The following is an 18882-nucleotide window of genomic DNA, read 5'->3' as shown; positions in this document are numbered from 1 at the left end:
AAACATCATGGACATCGCCAAGTCGGCGATCGGTGTCTACCGCACCGCGCTGGGCGTCACGGGCGAAAACATCGCCAATGTGAACACCGAAGGCTATCGCCGCCGGGATGTCACCACCGAACAGATCGGCGGCGCGCGCACCACCGTCACCACCCTTGCCACAGGCGGGCAGGGGGTCGAGATCGACCAGATCCGCCGCGCCTTCGACGAATTGCTGGCCCAACGCCTGCGCACCGCCTCTGCCGATCTTTCTTCGGCCGAGGTGCATCACGACGCGGCGCTTGCTGTCGAAACCGTGCTGTTGCCCCGCACAGGCGGCATCGATGCCGCGCTTGAGGATTTCTTCGCCGCCGTGGGCAGCCTTGCCGCCTCGCCCGCCGATACCTCGCTGCGCCGCGTGACGCTTGAGGCGGGCAACACCCTTGCCTCCGCCTTCCAAGGCATCGCGGCAGGCCTGATCCGCCTGCGCGAAGACACCTACAACGCCGCCGAAGCCGCCGCCGCCCAAGCCACCCGCGATCTGGCCGATCTGCACGAATTGCAGCTGCGCTTCACCTCCAACACCGGCAATGTCGGCGCGCTGAATCCGCTGCATGACGAACGCGACCGCCTGCTGGGTCAGCTGGCCGAAACTATCGGCATCTCCGTCACCCTCGACCCTGCAGGTCGCGCCACGGTCACACTGGGCGTCGATGGGGGTGGCCCCACCCTTCTTGGCCCCAGTGGTCCTGCCAACCTCACCGTTTCTGGCACCACTGACCTCACCCTGACCATCGATCGCGATGGCACCACCCGCGATACCCGCATGCTCGGCTCTGGGGCCTTGGGCGGCTATTCCATCGCGCTTGGCGCCATCAACACCGCTTTGCAAGAAGTGGACGCGCTGGCCCGCAAGATGGCGGGCGAGATGAACGCCGTTCATTCCGCAGGCCTCGATCTGACCGGGGCACCCGGTGGCGACATGTTCTCGCTTGACGGTTGGGCCATGACGCGCGCTGCAGGCAATCAGGGCTATGCCCGTTCCGTCATCACCCCCACGGGTGAGGCGACGACCGGACCCATCACCCTCATCCGCGATGAGGCGCTGGGCGTCTGGCGGGCCGAAGATGCGCTGGGCAATGTTCTGGGCAGCGCCGACCGCCTACTCGTCCTGCCCGGCGTCACAATCGAAATCGACGGCGAACCCGCAAATGGCGACCGGCTGACCTTTACCCCCACCTCGGGCCTTGCGATCAACATGCGCTTTTTGCCCGAAGTGCCCGAACGCCTTGCCGCCGCCGTCGCCACCCTTGTCGCCCCCGCCCCCGGCAATACCGGCTCTGGCTCTGTCGCGATGGCGGCCACGACCGTTGCCGCCCCGACGATCCCCGAACTCTCCACGCTCCTGACCGATGCCAACACTGCGGCGGGGGCGGTTACGCTCCTCTCCTCCGGCGTCGTGGGTTACATCCCTGCCGGAACCACAGCGGCCAGCTTTGCCAGCCTCGGCTCGCAATCCACCGCCGATTTCGCGCTGACCGATGCCGCCGTCGACGGAACCACCAGCCTCACCGTCACGCTGGATGGCACCCCCCATACCTTCAACCTCACCACGCTTGCAGGCGGCGCGCCCCGCCCCGCAGGCTGGACCGTGGCGCAACTCGCCGCCGCCCTGACGGCGGGACAATTCGAAACTGGCACGGGCGAAACCTTCGCCTCCCTCGGCCTTGCCGCCGCCGGAACCGACGGCGCCCTGACCCTGTCGCGCAACACGGGCAATATCACCTCGGCCACGCTGGATGCCCAGGCTGCCACCGTCACCCCCGGCGCGGCACAGGGCGGCACGCTTCAGATCTTCACGCGCGAAGGCCGCCAGATCGCGGGCACCCCCCTTTCCGCCGCCGAAATCGCGCTTCTCTTCACCGAAGCCAACGGCTTCCTCCCCGGCGCGGAATACGTCACCGATTACCTTGAGGCACCGGGCGGCGTCGGTTATCGCGGCCTGACCCTGAACAGCGATCAGGCCAGCGGCCTGCAAACCGCAACCTTCGCCCCCCATTCCGCCGTAACGTGGTCCGGCCCGATCGAGGCCGCCGCCTCCCCCGCCCGAAATATCCTGCTGGAAGAGCCGGGCGCCTCGCCCATCCCCCTGACCCTGCCACCGGGCAGCAGCGCAGAGCGTCTCGCGCAGCTGATGAACGATGTCTATCCGGGGCTTGAGGCGCGCGCCTCCACCTCGGCCACCCTCACCGTCGCGGGCGACGGCCGCGTGTCCTTTCAGATCGAAGGCAGCAACGGCACGCCCCTCATCGTATCGGGCGATGTCGCGGGCGGGCGGCTGGATGCACTGCTCCTTTCGGTCAACGCCCTCTCCGGCACCACCGGCATCGCGGCCGAACTTTCGCCGGATGGAACGCGCCTTCTGCTCACCCATCCCGATGGCGCCGATCTGCGGATCACTGACCTCACCCATGCCGGTGCGGGCACCGTCACCCTCACCCCGGCCAATGCGCAGGGGCAATCGCTTGCCGCAGGCGTCACGCTGGGTGGGGCAGGGCCCACCTCCATACGCCTGTCAGGTCAGGTCACCTTGGCCCAGACACAGGGCTTCACCGTCACCATCGATGGCAACCGGATCGACTCCACCGCCGATGCGCTGCAAGGCGGCCTTGTCACCTCCACCTCCATTGCCGCAGGGGCGGGGCGCACGCTCTCCTTCGCCTTCGATCCCGCCATCGACGGCTCCACCGCCGCGCCCACCGGGGCCTTGGCTGGTCCCACCGATTACAGCCTTACGCTGGGCGGGCGCAGCGTCACCTACAACACGGCGACGGGCGCGGCCAGTTCTGCCGCCGATGTGGCCGCAGGCCTTGCCACCCTCCTGCGCGAAGACATGCCCACCGCCAGCCTGCAAGGCGCGGCGCTGGGCAGCCTGCCGCCCGATGGCACCTCCACCATCGTCCGCCTTGACGGGCAGGATTACGTCCTCAGGATGCAGGCTGGAACCGTGCAAGTCACCGGCCCGGAAACGGGTCGTCTGTCCGCCGCCTTCGATGGCTCGAACCGCCTGCAACTCACCGTCAATGGCGGCAGCACAGATGCGGGCTTCCTTTCCATCCCCAACACCTCTTCCGTTGCAGCCTTCGGCCTTGCCCCCGCGCAACTGCCGCAATCGCGCCTCACGGGTATCCCCGCCCCCGGCCCCTTCCCGGTGCCCGTGCAGGTCGAGGTGGGCAGCACCCTTTACACCCTCACCGTCAATGGCGGGCCGAGTGTCACCTTGCCTCCCGGCTTTCCCGGCACGGCCAGCGTCGATGGCACGGGCGCGATCACCCTGTCGCTTCCCGCCACCTCTGCCAGCGCCCGCATTCTGCCGGGGGCCGAGGCCGCAGGCTTCGCCTCCCTTGGCGCCGCTGTCTCCGTAAACGGGGCGAACCTCACCGCGCTTTCTTCGGATGGCAGCGCACTGGACATCCCGGTCACCACCTCGTCGCTCGCGGGCCAGCGGATCAACCTCAGCAACCTGCCCCCCGAAGACCTGATCGTGGTCATGACCGGGTCCGGCAACCTGCGCATGTCCGGCTCCATTACCGCAGGCCCGCCGCCCTCCATCCTGCCCTCCGTTGAATTGCGGGTGCTGGATGCTGCCTCCAACCGCGTGGGCCTGTTCGACATCGCCACCGGCCATTCCATCGGCACCCGCGTCCTTGATGCGACGGGCGGCACGGTCATCGACGGCCTCTCGATCTCGGTCACCGGCAACCCGGCAACGGGTGACAGCTTCCGTCTCACCCCCAACACCGATGGGCGCAACGACGGGCGCGCGCTGGATGCCATCCTCGGCCTGCGCTTTGCCGATGTCACCACCGGCAAGGGCGGCTTCGCCTCCATCCTGTCGAACCTGCAATCCGAGGTGGGCACCCGCGCCGCCGCCGCAGGCCAGCGCGTCTCGGCCCGCGAAGCGGTGCACGACACCATCCGCCGCGCCGATGCCGAACAAGGCGCCGTCGATCTGGACGCCGAAGCCGCCCGTCTTCTGGAACTGCAACAGAACTACAACGCCGCCGCCCAGATCATGCGCGTGGCGCAGGAACTCTTCGACACGCTGCTCTCCTCGCTCTGACCCCTATCTGAAAGGTCCTCCCCATGGCCGCCAGCATCGGCAACGCCCTGTTCGGCAAGATCACGATGGAGAATTTCAACCGCCTCTCGGGCGAAATCTCCGATCTGCAGGCACAAATCTCCTCTGGCAAGAACGACCCGCGCCCTTCGGCCGATCCGATGCGCGCGGCCAAACTGTCTGCCGTCACCGAACAGCGCGGCGCCATCGACCGTTTCACCGAAAACGCGCAGCTTGCCTCCGACCGCCTCGATCAGGCCGATCTTCAGATGGCCGAACTGGGCAACATCATCCGCGCCTTTCAGCAGATCTCGCTTCAGGCCGCGAACGACACCCTCACCGAAGAAGGCTTTGCCGGCCTTCGGTCCGAGGCTGAATCGCTCCGCACCTCACTCCTCACCGTCGCCAATGCGCGCGATACCTTTGGCCTGCCGCTCTTTGCAGGCTTTGGCAGCGGCGAACCCTTCGTCGATGGCCCCAATGGTGTGGAATATCGCGGCGATGGCGGGCGGCCCACCCTGCGCCTGACCGAAACCGCCACCCTCGCCACGGGCCTGAACGGATCCGAAGTGTTCATGTCCGTGCCGCTTGATGACGGCACGGCGAAAAGCATGTTCGAAATGGTCGATGACCTGATCGCCTCCCTGACCCAACCCTTGCAGACCGCCCGCCCCGACAGTTCCGTCGCAGGGCAGGGCCTCTTTACCCCCATCACCACCCGCACCCCGGCGAACCTCAGCTTCGACCTGACCGGCCCCACCGGCACCACCCGCATCTCGGCCGAAGTGATGACCGGCGCGCCCGACTCCATGCTCGCCGCAATCAACGCAGCCACACCCCAAACCGGTGTCAGCGCGACGCTCGCCCCCGATGGGCAGGGCTTCATCCTCTCTTCCATTGGCGACATCCGCCTGTCCAACTTCTCGCAACCCGACAGCCCGCGCGCCCCTGTCGCCAACCTTGTCCCGCTGGACCAATCGCTACAACCCACCCGCGCCGGGGTTCTTCTGCGCAACGACGCCATTTCCGCCACCCGCCTTGTCGGGGTCTTCAGCGACACCATCACCCACGCCGCTGCCCAAAGGGCCGAGGTGGGGGCGCTAGGCCGCCTTGCCGAAGATCACGCCTCCGTCCTTGCCGACCGCAAACTGCGCATCGATCAGGCCATCGCAGGGCTTGAAGATCTGGATGTCGCCGCCGCCATTACGCGCGTGCAGCAACTCCTCCTCACGGAACAGGCCTCGCAGCAGACCTTCGTCAAGATCAACGGATCGTCCCTCTTCGACTACATCCGCTGATCCACCACGATATGGCCCGTCCCTTGCAAGAGGGCGGGCATGATCCGCGCCCTCGTCCTTAGCCTTGCCATCCTCGCACCCGGCCTTGCCGCCGCGCAGGATTGCGCGCGCCTAGCCACCGAAGCGGGGGCCGAAGCAGGCCTTCCCGACGGTCTCCTTCCCGCGATCTCGCTGGTCGAGGCTGGTCGCGGCACCGGAAACGGCGGCCTCGCCCCCTGGCCCTGGACGCTGAACGAAGGTGGCAAGGGGATGTATTTCGACACAAAGGAAGAGGCGCTCGCCTATCTCGAACAGGCCCTCGCGCGTGGCGTCACCAATATCGATATCGGCTGCATGCAGCTGAACTGGAAATGGCACTCCGCAGGCTTCGCCTCTCCGGCCGAAATGATGGACCCGGTCCGCAACACCCGCTACGCCGCCCGCTTCATGACCGAACTCAAGAACCGCCTTGGGTCGTGGGACGTGGCGGCCTCCGCCTATCACTCCACCGATCCCGATCGGGGCCGCCGCTATCTGGAAAAGGTCATGGCCGCCCGCTCCTCTTTCCGCTACAGCCCGCAGCCGGGGCATGACACGGCTGATACAGGCGGCACCCTTCTGACGGCGATCCCGGCAGAACTCGACGGCATCCTTGCCCATGCCGGTTCCCCCCTCATCGCACTCGCCTCTGCGCCCCCGGCGGATGGCTGGGAAGGGGAAACCCCCTTCGACAGTCTGGAACAGCCACCCGCCCCCACCGCCACCGCCGCCGCCGATCTTCCCGAAGGACGCCCCGACCGCTCCCCGCCACCCCGCCCGACACCCGCAAATGCCGCGGCCCCCCGCCGCGATGCGCCCGACCTTCCTATGGTCCTCGCCGCCGCAGCCACCACCCTCGCGCTGCCCGAAAACCTGCCCCCACGCCTGCGCCATCGCTGGTCCGAAGTGCAGGCGATGCGCGAACTGCTGGCCGATGATCCATAAACCATTTGTCTAATCACTGTTAACACATTGTAGTTTATTCAAAAAAGAACCATCCCAAAGTATGTTTAAAACGTATCCGATGGTCCATCGGCCATCCTTTTCAAAATTCGTATATCCCCGGCGCGTCATTGAATTGTCCCAATTGCCCCTATCAATTCAGTCTCGTGAACCGTTGGAGATTTCTTATGACGACGCACTGGATTGACCGTGATGTTTCCGCCCAAGCCGTTCCTGTTTCCGTAAATATGGTCGATCGCATCATCGTCGGAGAAACCGCTCCGATGCGGCAGTTGAAACGGATGATCGCCGCCGTCGCCGTGTCCGAGGCCGCCGTCCTCGTCCGTGGTCCCACCGGGGCCGGCAAGGAGCTGGTGGCCGAAGCCCTGCACCGCGCCTCTGGCCGCAAGGGCGCGCTGATCGCCGTCAACTGCGCCGCCATCCCGGCCGAGCTTTTGGAAAGCGAGCTTTTTGGCCATGAGAAAGGCGCCTTCACCGGGGCCGAACGCGCCCGCCCGGGCCGCATCGAACAGGCCGCCGGCGGCACCCTCTTTCTGGACGAAATCGGTGACATGCCGCTTGCCCTTCAGGCCAAGCTTCTGCGCGTCCTCGAAACCCGCCGTATCCAACGTCTGGGGGCCAGCGGTGAACAGACCGTTGATTTCCGCCTTGTCACCGCCACGCATCGCGACCTGACCGCCGCCGTGGCCGACGGCACTTTCCGGGCCGACCTCTTCTTCCGCATCTCGGTCTTCCCGCTGACGGTACCCAGCCTTGCCGAACGGACCGCCGATATTCCCCTGATCCTCGCCCGCCTGATCGAGGATTACAGCAGCACCAACCCCGCTGCCGAACCCCCGCATTTCGATCTGGGCGCGATCCGCGCGCTTTCGGCCCATCCGTGGCCGGGCAATATCCGCGAACTGAAAAACGTCTTGATGCGCGCCTTCGTCATGCTGCCGGGCCGCATGGTCACCGCGCGCCATGTGCGCGACAACCTGCTCGGCATGGAAATGCCCGAACCCGAAACCGCCGATATCGCGCTCCCCGAACCGCCCGCCCCGCAGGCCAAGGGCGATCTGCCGGATCCCTCGCAATTCCATGATGCGCTGCAACGTTTGGGCGATATCGATCTGCGCGGCTATATCCGCGATATCGAAGTGGCCCTGATCGAGGCCGCGCTGGACAAACGGCAAGGCAACGTCGCCCAAGCCGCCGATGCACTGCGCCTGCGCCGTACAACCCTGATCGAAAAGATGAAGAAATTCGGAATCCGTCGCGGCCTCGCCGCCTGACAGATCTTCCTTTTCCCGCGTCCTCCCCTGCGATTGGGAAAAGGCAACGGGCCGCCCTCAGAGATTGCTCTGACGGCGGCCCGTCTTCATTCCGACTTATTCCACTGCGCGACAAGGTTATCCAGATAGGTGCCCGTGCTTTTCAGCCCGGCAATCGCCGTCTCCATCGCCGTAAAGCGCGACAGGTACCGCTTTTCCAGAAGGGCGGCCCGCGCATCCAGTTGTTCCAGCCGCTCAGTCGCTTCGGTCACCCGGCTGTTCAACTGCGCCTCGCGCTCGCTGATGCTGTTTGCCCCGCTGGAAAGCGCGCCGTCCAAAAGCCGCTCCATCGTGGTCAGGAAACTCTTGCCATAGCGCACTTCCGTCTCGGTCAGGTCGGCAGGTACCGTCACGTTCAATCCGGCCAGCCGCCCGCCAAAGGCGAAATACTGGTCCTCTCCCGTGGCCTGCGGCACGCGGAACACCGGCGATCCATCCAACGTCGCGACGCCCGTCGCCACATCCCGACGGAAGGCAAAGGTCCCGCCCTCCACCGACGAACCCACCGCACCGCCCACCGTCACCCTTGAATCGCTGGCCGAGAAGCGGTCGGTGAAAATCATGTCGAACCCTGTCGGGTCCTGATTGAAGGCCCGCTCGAACCGCAGCTGATCCACCCTCAGCGACCCATCCCGGTTCGTCACAACCCCAAAATCCGACAGCCGCCGCGCCTCGCTGCCAAAACCCGCAATCGGCGCGGCAATCAGCGCGGTCAGATCGGATTTCAGCTTCTCGATCAGCCGATCCCCGGCAAGCGCCCCGGACTCTGCCCCTGCTACACCCCGCGCCGACAACTCATTCAGCAGATTGCGCGTGTTGTTCACCTGCTCGACCAGCGCTTCCATGTTCAGCCGCGCCGTTTCGATATTGCGCGAGAAATTCACCGTCGTGGTCGTGCCCTCTGGCGCGGTGATGTCCAGCCGCGCGCCGGGGATCAGATCGTCGATCACATTCGTCCGCCGCGACACCGTGATCCCGTCAACCGAGATCTCTGCATCCTGCGCCGCCTGAATCTGCACCGTCTCGATTGTCGTATTGGTGTCAAAGGCCGCGAGCCCCGGCTCCGTCTCTGTCACCGTGATGTTCAATGCCGCCGCCGCGCCCATTTCTGACACCACGCCCAGCGAAAAGGTTCCATCCCCCTTGTCCAGAACCCGCGCTTGCAGCCCCGGAATGCTGTTCATCGTCTCGGCCAGCATGCTCAGCGTCGCGCCGGTGGGTATGGTCAGCGTGCGCACCGTGCTGTCCGGGTTCAGCGTGAATTCCGGGGCGCCCAAGGCATCCTCGCCCCAGGTCCCGACGGCAATCTGCAACGTCCCCGCCCCGACGGCCTGATCCAGCCCGGTAAAGCCGGTGAATTCCATCACCTGCCGCTGCGCCACCTTCTGCACGCCGATCGACATCGTCTGGCTGGCGATCTTCGACGGATCGGTGATCGTCACCGCCACCCCGTCATTGCCCGAATTGGCCCGCAGGATCGGGTTCTGCCGCAGGATATCGACGGCTGTGCTCAACGCGCCGAACTGCGCCCGCACCTCGCCCAAGGCCGAGATTTGCGTCGTCGCCGCATCCACCCGCTCGGTCTGCCGCGCCTTCTGCGGATCGATCTCCGCCGAGACAAGCGATGCCGTCAGGTCCCGCAGGTTCAACCCCGACCCGTTCTTGTTCAGTGACGAAAGGATATCCACGGTCATCTGTCAGACCTTTCCTTGCGCATCTATGAACGGCACAACCGCCGCTTGTCTTAGCTGCCCGCTCAGAAGGCAGGGGTTATTCCGCCGCAGTGCCGTCATAGTCGATCTCGATCTCGATCCGCCGGTTCTGCGCCCGGCCATCTTCCGTAAGGTTGTCGGCCACGGGGGCCGTCTCGCCCTTCGACACCACGCTGATCTGGTCAGGCCGCACCAACCCGCTGCGCACCATCTCTTGTGCCACCGCCGATGCCCGCGCCGCGCCAAGGCCGAAATTGTCGCCAAAGGGCGAATTGGCCAAGGGCACGTTGTCGGTATGGCCCGTGATCGTCACCTTCGCCCCCGGCGCCAGCCCGTTCTCGGCGATCTGGCCAAGGATTTCCCGCGCCTCGGCGGTCAACTCGGCCGAACCGGACGAAAACGCCCCGCCAGCGCCCACCGTGACAAAGACCGATCCATCCCGACGCTCTACCTCCACAAGGCCCTGCGCGCTTTGATCCCGCAGCGCAACGCCCAGCTTCGCCTCGGCAAAGCCGGGGCTGGTGCCGCGCCCGGCCTCGGCCGTCCCGCCTGCACCGCCGCTTCCCGGCGCAGCCTCACCCGTGCCTGCCTCGGCGGGTTGATCGGGTGGGGTGGTCGCCTCGGCGACCTGTTCGGCGCTGTCATTCGTCGCGCCAGATGTCGGGTCTTCCACCGGCTCTGGATCGGTGCGCGCCAGACGCGCCAGCGCATCCGCCACCGTTTCGGCGGTCGGCTGGTTCTCGCCCTCGGGCAGGCGGATCGTCACCTGCGACTTGCCTTGCTCCACCTTCACCTCGCCGGATGCCAGCGCATCCATCAATGCCTTAGCGGCGGCCTGCGCCGCCTTCTCCCGCATCTGGTCGGCCGGGCTGCGACTGTCGCTTTCGCCGTCCCGATCCTGCCATGGGCCTTCATCGCCCTTCGGCGGCTCTTCGCCTTGCACCTGATCCGGCGGCAAGCCCTGCGGTTGGAAGCTCATTTCAAGAACCGTGCCGCCCTCGGGATTTTCCAGAAGCGGCGCCACCATTTCCGTCCCAAAGGTCTCGCGCATCGACCCGGCCATCTTCTTGAAACTGACCTCGTCGAATTTCGCAAAACCAAGGATCAGCACGAAGAAGGCCATCAGATTGGTGGCGATATCGGCAAAGGTGGCCAGCCATGCCGGCGCACCGACAGGTGGGCATTTCGGCGGCTCATCCTCCTCTTCGGGGATGACCGGGGCCACCTTCAACGCGACGATCTTTGCGGCTGCCATGACCCTGTCCTCAGGCGGCCATCAGCCGCGCCTGCTCTTTCGGCGGCAGGACGGTCACCATCTGCTCTTGCACATTGCGCGGGCTGTCGCCCCGCGCGATGCCGCGCAGCCCTTCGATCACCAATTCGCGGTAAGCCACCTCATCGGCGGTATAGCCTTCCAGCTTGGCCAGGATCGGCCCGAACAGAACATTGGCGATCAACGCGCCGTAAAGCGTGGTCAAAAGGGCCACCGCCATCGCAGGGCCAATCGACTTCGGGTCCGACATATTGCCCAGCATCAGCACCAGACCGATCAGCGTGCCGATCATCCCCATCGCCGGGCCGAAATCGATCCAAGCCTTGATCGCGCTCTGATTGCCCTCATGCCGGGCCTTCATCGCCTTGATCTCTTGCTTCATCGCCTTCACCAGCTTTGCCTCGTCCGCCCCATCAATCAGCATCTGCAAACCGCGCTCAAAGAACCGGTCCGGCACTTGCTGGCCTTCCAGCGCCATCATCCCGTCCTTCCGCGCCACGGCAGCCAGCTCCACCATCCGCTCCACCACTCCGGCCATGTCAAAGGTGGCGGGCTTGAAGGCCTTTCCCAGCGATTTGAAATGTCCGATGAACACGCCCATCGGCATCTTCATCATCACGATGAAGAAGGTGCCGCCAAAGACGATGATGACCGACGCCACGTCGACAAAGGGGCTCAAGCCGCCAGCAAAGACCATCGAACCGATGATCATTGCGACCGCCCCCAATAGGCCGACAAGGGTTGCGATATCCATCGCGCCACTCCAGTGACTGCTGTGCTTCAGACCCTAGGAACGGCAGACATCCCGCCACCTATATACGCCGCGATGCAAAAACTGCGTGATCGCGCGATTTCCTGCCCCCGCACCCCCACAGGCGCGTCTCACGCGCGATATTCGCGCCCTCGCGCAGGGGCGCGCAGCCCCGCCCGCGCCCAGGTCCGCGCAATGCGCGGTTAAACAAGCACAGGCCCCGACTGAGCCGCCAAGCCCCCGAAAAAACGAAAGAATCCGTAAATCTTTCACGCCACGCTAAACATCTGCGTAACAGGCCGTTGTCAATGCCGAGCGCATTTGGGGCGCGAAAGGGTATCAGGAGGCTGAAACCATGACGACGATCAATACGAATATCGGTGCCATCGCCGCGCAGGCGAACATGACCAAGGTGAACGACGACTTCAACACCGCCATGACGCGCCTGTCCTCGGGTCTGCGCATCAACGGCGCAAAGGATGACGCGGCCGGTATGGCCATCGCGGAAAAGATGACCTCGCAGGTGATGGGCATCAACCAAGCCATCCGGAACGCTGCCGACGGCAAGAACCTGCTCGACACGACGGAAAGCGCGCATGTCGAAGTTTCGAACATGCTGCAGCGCGTCCGCGAACTGGCCGTGCAGTCCGCTTCCGACACCAACACCAGCTCTGACCGCGGCAACATCACGGCCGAAGTTCGCCAGCTCTTGTCGGAAATCAACCGCGTCGCTGAAAACACCACCTTCAACGGCATGAAGGTCATGGATGGCTCCTTCACCGACAAGCAGTTCCAGATCGGTGCCGATGCGGGCCAGACCCTCAGCATCTCGATCGACTCGACCGCCGCCACCAAGATCGGCGCGTACAAGCAATCGACGCTGGCCTCGGCCGCCGCCACCGGTGTCGCGGCACAGGACATCGTGATCACCGGCAGCGCCGGTAGCGCCGAAATCAACGCCACCGCCGGCCAGTCGGCTGAAGAACTCGCCGCCGCCGTCAACGCGGTGCAGTCGATGACGGGTGTTGCCGCTACGGCCAAGACGCAGGCCACGCTGTCCTTCACCGGCGGCGCTGCGGCGGCTGGCACGGTCAGCTTCACGATCAACGGCACCTCGATCGGCGAAGGCGTCGCGATCTCCACAGACTCGGCTGGCGCGATCGACCTGACCTCGCTGCGTGACGCGATCAACAGCAAATCGGCCTCCACCGGCGTGACCGCGACGATGGGCGATGACAACACCTCGATCGTGATGACCGATGCCAACGGCACCAACATCACCATCGACGACTACACCCACACCGCGACGACCACGGGCATCACCTTGTCGATCGACGCCGACGGCGATCCCTCGACCGCTGCCGTGACCTCGACGCTCGCCACGGGTGCCGCGACCACCGTCACCGGCCAAGTCAGCTTCACCTCGACCGAAACCTTCGCGATCAGCGCGACGGCGGCGGCGACCGGCTTCTTCGGCAACGCGGCGGCGGCGTCCTTCACCTCTGAACTGGAATCGGTGGCCGATATCGACCTCTCCACCGCTGAATCCTCGGCCAAGGCGATCGAAGTCATCGACGTCGCCCTGCAGAAGATCAGCCAGTCCCGCGGTGACCTCGGTGCTCTGTCCAACCGCCTCGACTCGACGATCTCGAACCTGACCAACATCTCGGTTTCGGTTCAGACGGCTCGCTCGCAGGTTGTGGATGCCGACTTCGCCAAGGAATCGACGAACCTCGCCCGTGGCCAGATCCTGTCGCAGGCTGCCACCGCGATGCTTGCCCAGGCGAACTCGTCCAAGCAGAACGTGCTGAGTCTCCTCCGCGGCTGACGAAAGCCCGACATCCAAACGGATGCCCCCGGTCCATACAGACCGGGGGCTTCTTTTATTTTCAATGGGTTAAAGCGTCGAAAACCCGTTTAATTCACTGCCCATCGGCCATTTTAGGGGTGTCAAACCAAAATTTTGCGCCACACGCATTGGGTGAGTCATGGTCGCTGCAAGGAGACATTACCCATGCAGCTTTTCACGTCCCAGTCCATCGGCCAGCGCCAATCCGTCGTGGTGACCGCCCAGCTTCAGCAGGCGATCCAACTGCTTCAGATGGGCAATACCGACCTCGCCTCCTTCATCGAATCCCAGGCCGAGGAGAACCCCTTCCTCGATCTCGGTGCGCGCGCCGCGCAACCCAAAGGCGCCAGCACCGCCCGCGACCTGACCCTTCCCTCGCAACTCCGCTCCGGCGAAGATGACTGGGACAAGCTTGGTCAGCTCGCCGCCGATCCCGGCCCCTCGCTCTATGCCCATGCCGCCGCCGAAGTGGCACGCCTAGGCCTTTCCCCGCGTGACTCCATGATGGCCGAGGCCTTCCTCGATGCGCTGGAACCCTCGGGCTGGCTGGGCCAATCCCTGTCCGCCATCGCCGACCGCCTGATGGTGGACGAGTCCGAGGTTGAGGCCCTCCTTCACCGCCTGCAACAGGTGGAACCGGCAGGCCTCTTCGCCCGCAACCTTGCCGAATGTCTGCGCCTTCAGGCCCGCGATCAAGGCCTTTTGACCCCGGCCTTCTCGGCGCTGCTCAATAATCTGCCAATGCTGGCGCAGGCCGATCTGCGTGGCCTCTGCCGCGTCTGCAACGTCGCGATGGATGATCTCAAGGCCATGCTGCGCCAACTCCGCAGCTTCAACCCCAAGCCGGGTGCCACCTTCGACGGTGCCCCGATGCCGCAGCGCGCGCCCGATCTTTTGGTCACCCGTGGTGCCGATGGCTGGCGCGTGGACCTCAACCGTTCCACCCTGCCCACAGTGGTGGTGCGTGAAGGCGAAGCCCGCCGCCTCGCCCTCCGCCGGATCGAGGCGAACGCCTACGTCTCCGAACGCCTGTCCGTCGCCCGCTGGCTGTCGCGCGCCGTCGAACACCGCAACCAGACCACGCTCAAGGTCGGGGCCGAGGTTGTCCGCCGCCAAACCGAATTCCTTGAACATGGCCCTTCCCGTCTGCGCCCCATGGTCCTGCGCGAAGTGGCCGAGGCGATCGGCGTCCACGAAAGCACCGTCTCGCGTGTCTGTTCGGGCATCCTGATTGCCACGCCGCAGGGCACCTTCCCGCTGAAAAGCTTTTTCAGCGCGGCCCTCGCCAGCCGCGATGGCGACGGGGGTGAGGCTGGCTCCGCCGCCGCCATCCGCCACCGCATCCAGAAACTCATCGCCGCCGAGAATCCTGAAGAGCCGCTGTCCGATGATATCATCGCCCGCATCATCGGGCAGGAAGATGGCATCCAGCTTGCAAGACGGACGGTGGCAAAGTATCGCGACCAGCTCCGCATCGCATCGTCGGTGGATCGTCGCCGCCGCGCCCTGATGACTAAGGCCTAAGGGGCCGCGACAGATACATGCACTTGTGACAGGGAAGTCAGGTCTCCCGCTCACACAAGGGAAAAGGCCCGCCAGATCGGCGGGCCTTTTTCTTTTCCAGAACCCTCACGCGGCGGCGGTCGGGGCCTCTTTGTCCGGGCAAAAGATGCAGCGATCCCCCGGCGCCCGCGCCTGATGGATGGCATGCGCCTCCGTCTCGCTTCGCGCAGCGACAACCCCGGCAAAGCCAAGGCCACGCGCCTGCCTGTCCGCCCGCAGCAACGGCATCGCCGCCCCACGGATCCACAGCGCCGCCGACAGCCACACCGCCAGCGAAAGCCAAGGCGTCACAATCGCCGCCGCCACCAGCCCCGCCAACAGCGTGGCCCCCGGCGCCCAGACCCGCATCTGAAACAGCCAGAGGGGCGGCGCTATCACTGCAATCAACGGGGCATCGACGGCATAAAGGTCATACTGCCCCTCCGGGCTCCGCATGACCTCGTAATTCCGCAACCCATCGGGATCGATCCGCGCCGCCTCGCCCTCCGGCGCGGGCAGGGCGGGCACCTGCTCCCACCGTCCCAGCGCCGTGGTCGTGGTCAGAACCAGAAGGTTCCCCCCCTCGCGCGCGAATGTCAGGGCAAGGGGCTTTCCGCGCCGGATCAAAAGCCGCGCCGTCAGCGCCGTCTCGGTCCCGGTAAAGGGTACGCCATTGACCAACAGCAAGACCTCGCCCCCGGTCAGGCCCAGCCGCCGCCCCTCTGCGTTGACCGATCCCTCGCGCAGGCGCAGGGTCTGCGGCACCGCAGGGGCCTCTCCGGCCAACGTGCCAGCGTCTGCGCCAAGCTGGCTCATGGCTGTCTCACGGATAAACGAAAGGGTTGGGTTCCGGCGCGCTGGCCGCCCGCGTGGCGGGCCGCGTGTTGCGTGCGCCGCCGGCCTGCGTGGCCGGGGTGGGCGTCGCCTGCGCCGGGGCAGGGGATGCCGTTTCGCGCGCTGCTGCGGCGCTCCGCATCGACAATTCGGTAATCAGCGCCTTCAACTCGTCCAGACTTTTGCTCCCGCCCTTCACTTCGATCTCGGCCAAGGCGGTCATCAATTCAGTCTTCGCCGCATCGATGTCTTCCTTCACCCCGGCGCGGACGGCTTCGGCAATTTCCGGCCCCATCGGCTCCGCCTCTGGCAGCTTCAGGGCATCCGCCCCGGCGATGCGGATCTCGTCCTTCACCTGTTCCAACAGCGCCAGCAGATCGGTCTTCATCACGTTCTGCTGTTCTTCGACCGTATCGCCGATCCCGTCGATCTGCTTGACTTCTTTCACCAAAAGGGCGGCCGCCTCCGATTGCACGCCGGCCGCCATCCGCAGATCGGCGACCGACCGGAAATAGACCAACCCGCCCAGAACCACGGCGACGATAGATCCGGCCAGCGCCCCTGACGCGAACAACGTATTGCGTCGCTGGCCCTTGATCACGGCCTCGGCAAAGGCGCGATGCGCCGCCGACAGATCGGCAAGCTCCTGCGCCGCATCATTGGCTGCTTCTGCCGCTTCCAGCGCGCGGCGGATCTTATCGGTCGCGCTGTCGCCTGCGGCGGTCGCGGCATCCATCTCCGACGTGTCGGCGCTTTTCATGGCCTTCTCCTTCTGTCGTCCCGGCATCTAGGGCAAATCCCGTGCCATCACCGCCACCGCGCCCACAGCGCGGCGATCAGGAACCGCGCCGCCGCCGCGAACCCGCCCAGCGCGCCAAAGCCCAGCGCCAGCCGCTCGCCCAACGTCATTTCCGGGTCCAGCGCGCCCAGCATCAACAGGCACCCGGCCCCGGCAAAGACCATGGTGGAAATCATCTCTCCGGTCGTTTTCTGGCTGCGTTTCGTCATCCATACCTCCGTGCCTCAGGCTGCCCGAATTCGCTGAACCGCAGCTCCGGCGGCAGATCGACATCGGGCAGCACCGACCCTTCGCCACGATCCAGCCGATAGACATGCGCCAGCACCGCCGCGACGGCGGCGTAAAGCTGTTCGTTGATCTCCATCCCGATATCCCCGGTGAAATACAAAGCCCGCGCCAGCACCGGGATCTGCATCGGCGCAAGCCCCGCCTTGCGCCCGCGCGCCATGATCTCCAACGCCATCGGCCCCTTGCCCATGGCAAGGATCATGGGCGCGCGCGTCTCGCCCGGGACATAGCGGATCGCCACGGCAAAGTGCGTGGGGTTCGTCACGATCGCCGTCGCCCGTGGCACATCGTCCAGCGCCTTCCTGCGGCGCGAGGCATTCCGGCTCGCCTCCATCTGCAACTGGCGCAGACGGCCCTTCACTTCGGGCGACCCGTTCTGTTCCTTGTTCTCTTCCTTCACTTCCTGAAGGGTCATCATCATCTTCTGGCGCAGGCTGTACCACTGCCACGCCACGTCCAGCACCGCCACTGCCGCCAGACCCAGCACCATCCCCCACATCAGCCGCAGCGTCGCGTCTCCCATCACCGCCGCGCCCGCCGCAGGCCCCGCCTGCCACAGCCGCTCCAGCGCGGGCAGCGCCGCCGCCATCATCGCCCAGCCCACCGCGCCAAGGACCAGAACCTTCGCCACCGCCTTGCCCAGTTCCACTAGCGCCGTCGCAGACACCATCCGCTTGATCCCGGCCAGCGGGTCGATCCGGTTCCACTTCAACCCCGCCGCCTTGATCGACCAATGCATCCCGCCCATCGCGATCTGCACGCCGATCACTGCCAGCATCACAGGCACCGCAACCACCACCGACAGGCCGATGATCTGCCAGAACGCCCCCCAGACATGCTGCGTGACGACCTGATTCAGATCGGCACCCGGCTGGATCAGGAAATAGGCCTGAAACTTCGGCAACAGCGACGGCATCGCCTGCGCCGAAAGCGCAAGCATCCCGGTCCCCACCGCCATCCCAGCAAAAACCATCGCCTCTTTCGAGGTCAGGACATTCCCTTCCTCCCGCGCGTCATCCAGCCGTTTCTGCGTCGGCTCATGTGACTTTTCGGCGCCGTCATTCTCGTCAGCCACCGCCACCTCCCAACAGAAGGTCGCTGATCAGCGACAGCCCCGCCGTCACCACCTCTTCCATCGACCCGGCCGTCCCCGGCGCGGTCAGATACAAAAGAAGCAGCGTCACCGTCATGGTCAGCGGAAAGCCAAAGGAAAAGATGTTCAACGTCGGCGCAGAGCGCGTCACCACCCCCACCGCGATGTTCAACAACAGCAGCACCGCGATCACCGGCATCATCACCGCAAAGCCAAGGGCGAACATCTGCGATCCCGCCGTGATCCCCGCCAGAACCAGCCGATCAAACCCGATCGGGCTGCCGGGGGGCATCGCCTGATAGCTTTCCAGAACGATCCGTATCGCCGTCAGATGGCCATCGACGGAAAAGAAGATCACCGTCATGAACAGCCCAAAGATCTGCGCCACCACCGGCGTCTGCCCGCCCGCTGCCGCATCAAACTGCGCCGCAAAGCCAAGGCCCGCCGTCGCCGCGATCCGGTCCCCCGCCAAGGCCGCCGCGCTGAACAGGATCATCAAGACCAGCCCCGCCACCAGCCCGATGGCCAATTCGTTCAGGATCATCGGCACCGCCGACAGCCCCGCCAATTCGGCCGGCGCAGGCAGCGCCACGCCCCCCGCCATCACCGGCAGCGCCAGAACCGCCGTCACCATGATCCGCACCGGCAAGGAAACAAACCGCCCGCCAAAGAAGGGCGCTGCCAGAAGAAAGGCCCCGATCCGCAGCATGGCAAAGACATATTGCGCCAGCCATCCCGTGATGGCCTGCAACCCCATGCCCGGCAGCGGAAACTCTCCCCCCATCAGCGGATCGCCCGGATCGTCTCGAAGACATAGGCGAAGTAATCCGTCATCACCGTCAGCATGAACCCCGATGCCAGCGCCATGGTCAGCATGGAAATCGCCAGCTTCGGCACAAAACTCAGCGTCTGCTCGTTGATCGACGTCGCCGCCTGCACGATGCCCACCACCAGACCGGTGATCAGTGCCACGCCCAGAACCGGCCCCGCCACCAGAAGGATGTTCCAATAGGCCAGCCGCAACTGTTCGATATTCCCGTCGAAATCCAT

The 18882-nt window shown here is 65.4% G+C and carries 15 protein-coding genes; 6 read left to right on the top strand and 9 right to left on the bottom strand.

What is annotated here, in order from left to right; genetic code table 11:
* Window positions 1-7 precede the first annotated feature (7 nt).
* From QF092_RS11650 to QF092_RS11635, 4 genes are all read left to right on the top strand, one after another.
* On the top strand, window positions 8-4102 hold the full coding sequence (locus QF092_RS11650) for a FlgK family flagellar hook-associated protein (RefSeq protein WP_281464071.1): 4095 nt from the start codon (window positions 8-10) through the stop codon (window positions 4100-4102).
* 23 nt (window positions 4103-4125) lie between these two features.
* Window positions 4126-5397, top strand: coding sequence for a flagellar hook-associated protein FlgL (flgL, locus tag QF092_RS11645; protein WP_281464070.1), 1272 nt, complete (start codon window positions 4126-4128; stop codon window positions 5395-5397).
* A 39-nt stretch (window positions 5398-5436) separates the two neighbouring features.
* Window positions 5437-6360, top strand: a complete 924-nt coding sequence (locus tag QF092_RS11640) for a lysozyme family protein (protein WP_281464069.1) — start codon at window positions 5437-5439, stop codon at window positions 6358-6360.
* A gap of 185 nt (window positions 6361-6545) precedes the next feature.
* Window positions 6546-7652: a sigma-54 interaction domain-containing protein gene (locus QF092_RS11635; RefSeq protein ID WP_281464068.1), complete on the top strand. Its 1107-nt coding sequence runs from the start codon at window positions 6546-6548 to the stop codon at window positions 7650-7652.
* Between the two features lie 86 nt (window positions 7653-7738).
* Here the strand turns inward: QF092_RS11635 and fliD are convergent, their stop codons facing one another.
* The 3 genes from fliD to QF092_RS11620 all read right to left on the bottom strand — a co-directional run bounded on the left by fliD (window position 7739) and on the right by QF092_RS11620 (window position 11430).
* Window positions 7739-9385 (bottom strand): flagellar filament capping protein FliD, encoded by a 1647-nt coding sequence (gene fliD, locus QF092_RS11630; RefSeq protein WP_281464067.1) that lies wholly within the window; start codon window positions 9383-9385, stop codon window positions 7739-7741.
* A gap of 76 nt (window positions 9386-9461) precedes the next feature.
* Window positions 9462-10658 (bottom strand): OmpA family protein, encoded by a 1197-nt coding sequence (locus QF092_RS11625; RefSeq protein ID WP_281464066.1) that lies wholly within the window; start codon window positions 10656-10658, stop codon window positions 9462-9464.
* A 10-nt stretch (window positions 10659-10668) separates the two neighbouring features.
* A complete protein-coding gene (locus tag QF092_RS11620; protein WP_281464065.1) occupies window positions 10669-11430 on the bottom strand; it encodes a motility protein A in 762 nt (253 codons plus the stop codon).
* A 352-nt stretch (window positions 11431-11782) separates the two neighbouring features.
* On the opposite strand from QF092_RS11620, the gene QF092_RS11615 reads away from it, so the two are divergent.
* Together QF092_RS11615 and rpoN are read left to right on the top strand one after the other, a co-directional pair.
* Window positions 11783-13255: a flagellin N-terminal helical domain-containing protein gene (locus QF092_RS11615; protein WP_281464064.1), complete on the top strand. Its 1473-nt coding sequence runs from the start codon at window positions 11783-11785 to the stop codon at window positions 13253-13255.
* 186 nt (window positions 13256-13441) lie between these two features.
* Window positions 13442-14800, top strand: coding sequence for an RNA polymerase factor sigma-54 (gene rpoN / locus QF092_RS11610; RefSeq protein WP_281464063.1), 1359 nt, complete (start codon window positions 13442-13444; stop codon window positions 14798-14800).
* Between the two features lie 105 nt (window positions 14801-14905).
* On the opposite strand, the gene QF092_RS11605 is transcribed toward rpoN, so the two are convergent.
* The 6 genes from QF092_RS11605 to fliQ are packed head-to-tail and all read right to left on the bottom strand — an operon-like array spanning window position 14906 to window position 18882.
* Window positions 14906-15634 carry a hypothetical protein gene (locus QF092_RS11605; RefSeq protein WP_281464062.1) on the bottom strand — a complete coding sequence of 243 codons (729 nt, stop codon included), beginning with the start codon at window positions 15632-15634 and terminating at the stop codon, window positions 14906-14908.
* A gap of 7 nt (window positions 15635-15641) precedes the next feature.
* On the bottom strand, window positions 15642-16412 hold the full coding sequence (locus QF092_RS11600) for a hypothetical protein (protein WP_281464061.1): 771 nt from the start codon (window positions 16410-16412) through the stop codon (window positions 15642-15644).
* A 47-nt stretch (window positions 16413-16459) separates the two neighbouring features.
* Window positions 16460-16660 (bottom strand): hypothetical protein, encoded by a 201-nt coding sequence (locus tag QF092_RS11595; protein ID WP_281464060.1) that lies wholly within the window; start codon window positions 16658-16660, stop codon window positions 16460-16462.
* Window positions 16657-17814: an EscU/YscU/HrcU family type III secretion system export apparatus switch protein gene (locus tag QF092_RS11590; RefSeq protein ID WP_281464059.1), complete on the bottom strand. Its 1158-nt coding sequence runs from the start codon at window positions 17812-17814 to the stop codon at window positions 16657-16659. The genes QF092_RS11595 and QF092_RS11590 overlap by 4 nt, the downstream gene beginning before the upstream one ends.
* Entirely contained in the window at window positions 17807-18616 is an 810-nt protein-coding gene (gene fliR, locus QF092_RS11585; protein ID WP_281464058.1) for a flagellar biosynthetic protein FliR, read from the bottom strand. Before fliR ends, QF092_RS11590 begins: the two co-directional genes overlap by 8 nt.
* Complete coding sequence (gene fliQ, locus QF092_RS11580; RefSeq protein WP_281464057.1) at window positions 18616-18882, bottom strand: flagellar biosynthesis protein FliQ; 267 nt, start codon at window positions 18880-18882, stop codon at window positions 18616-18618. The genes fliR and fliQ overlap by 1 nt, the downstream gene beginning before the upstream one ends.

The sequence above is a fragment of the Fuscovulum ytuae genome, from assembly GCF_029953595.1.
Lineage (GTDB): Bacteria > Pseudomonadota > Alphaproteobacteria > Rhodobacterales > Rhodobacteraceae > Paragemmobacter > Paragemmobacter ytuae.
Note: the sequence above shows the minus strand (reverse complement) of the source record. Positions and strands in the feature narration are given on the sequence as shown.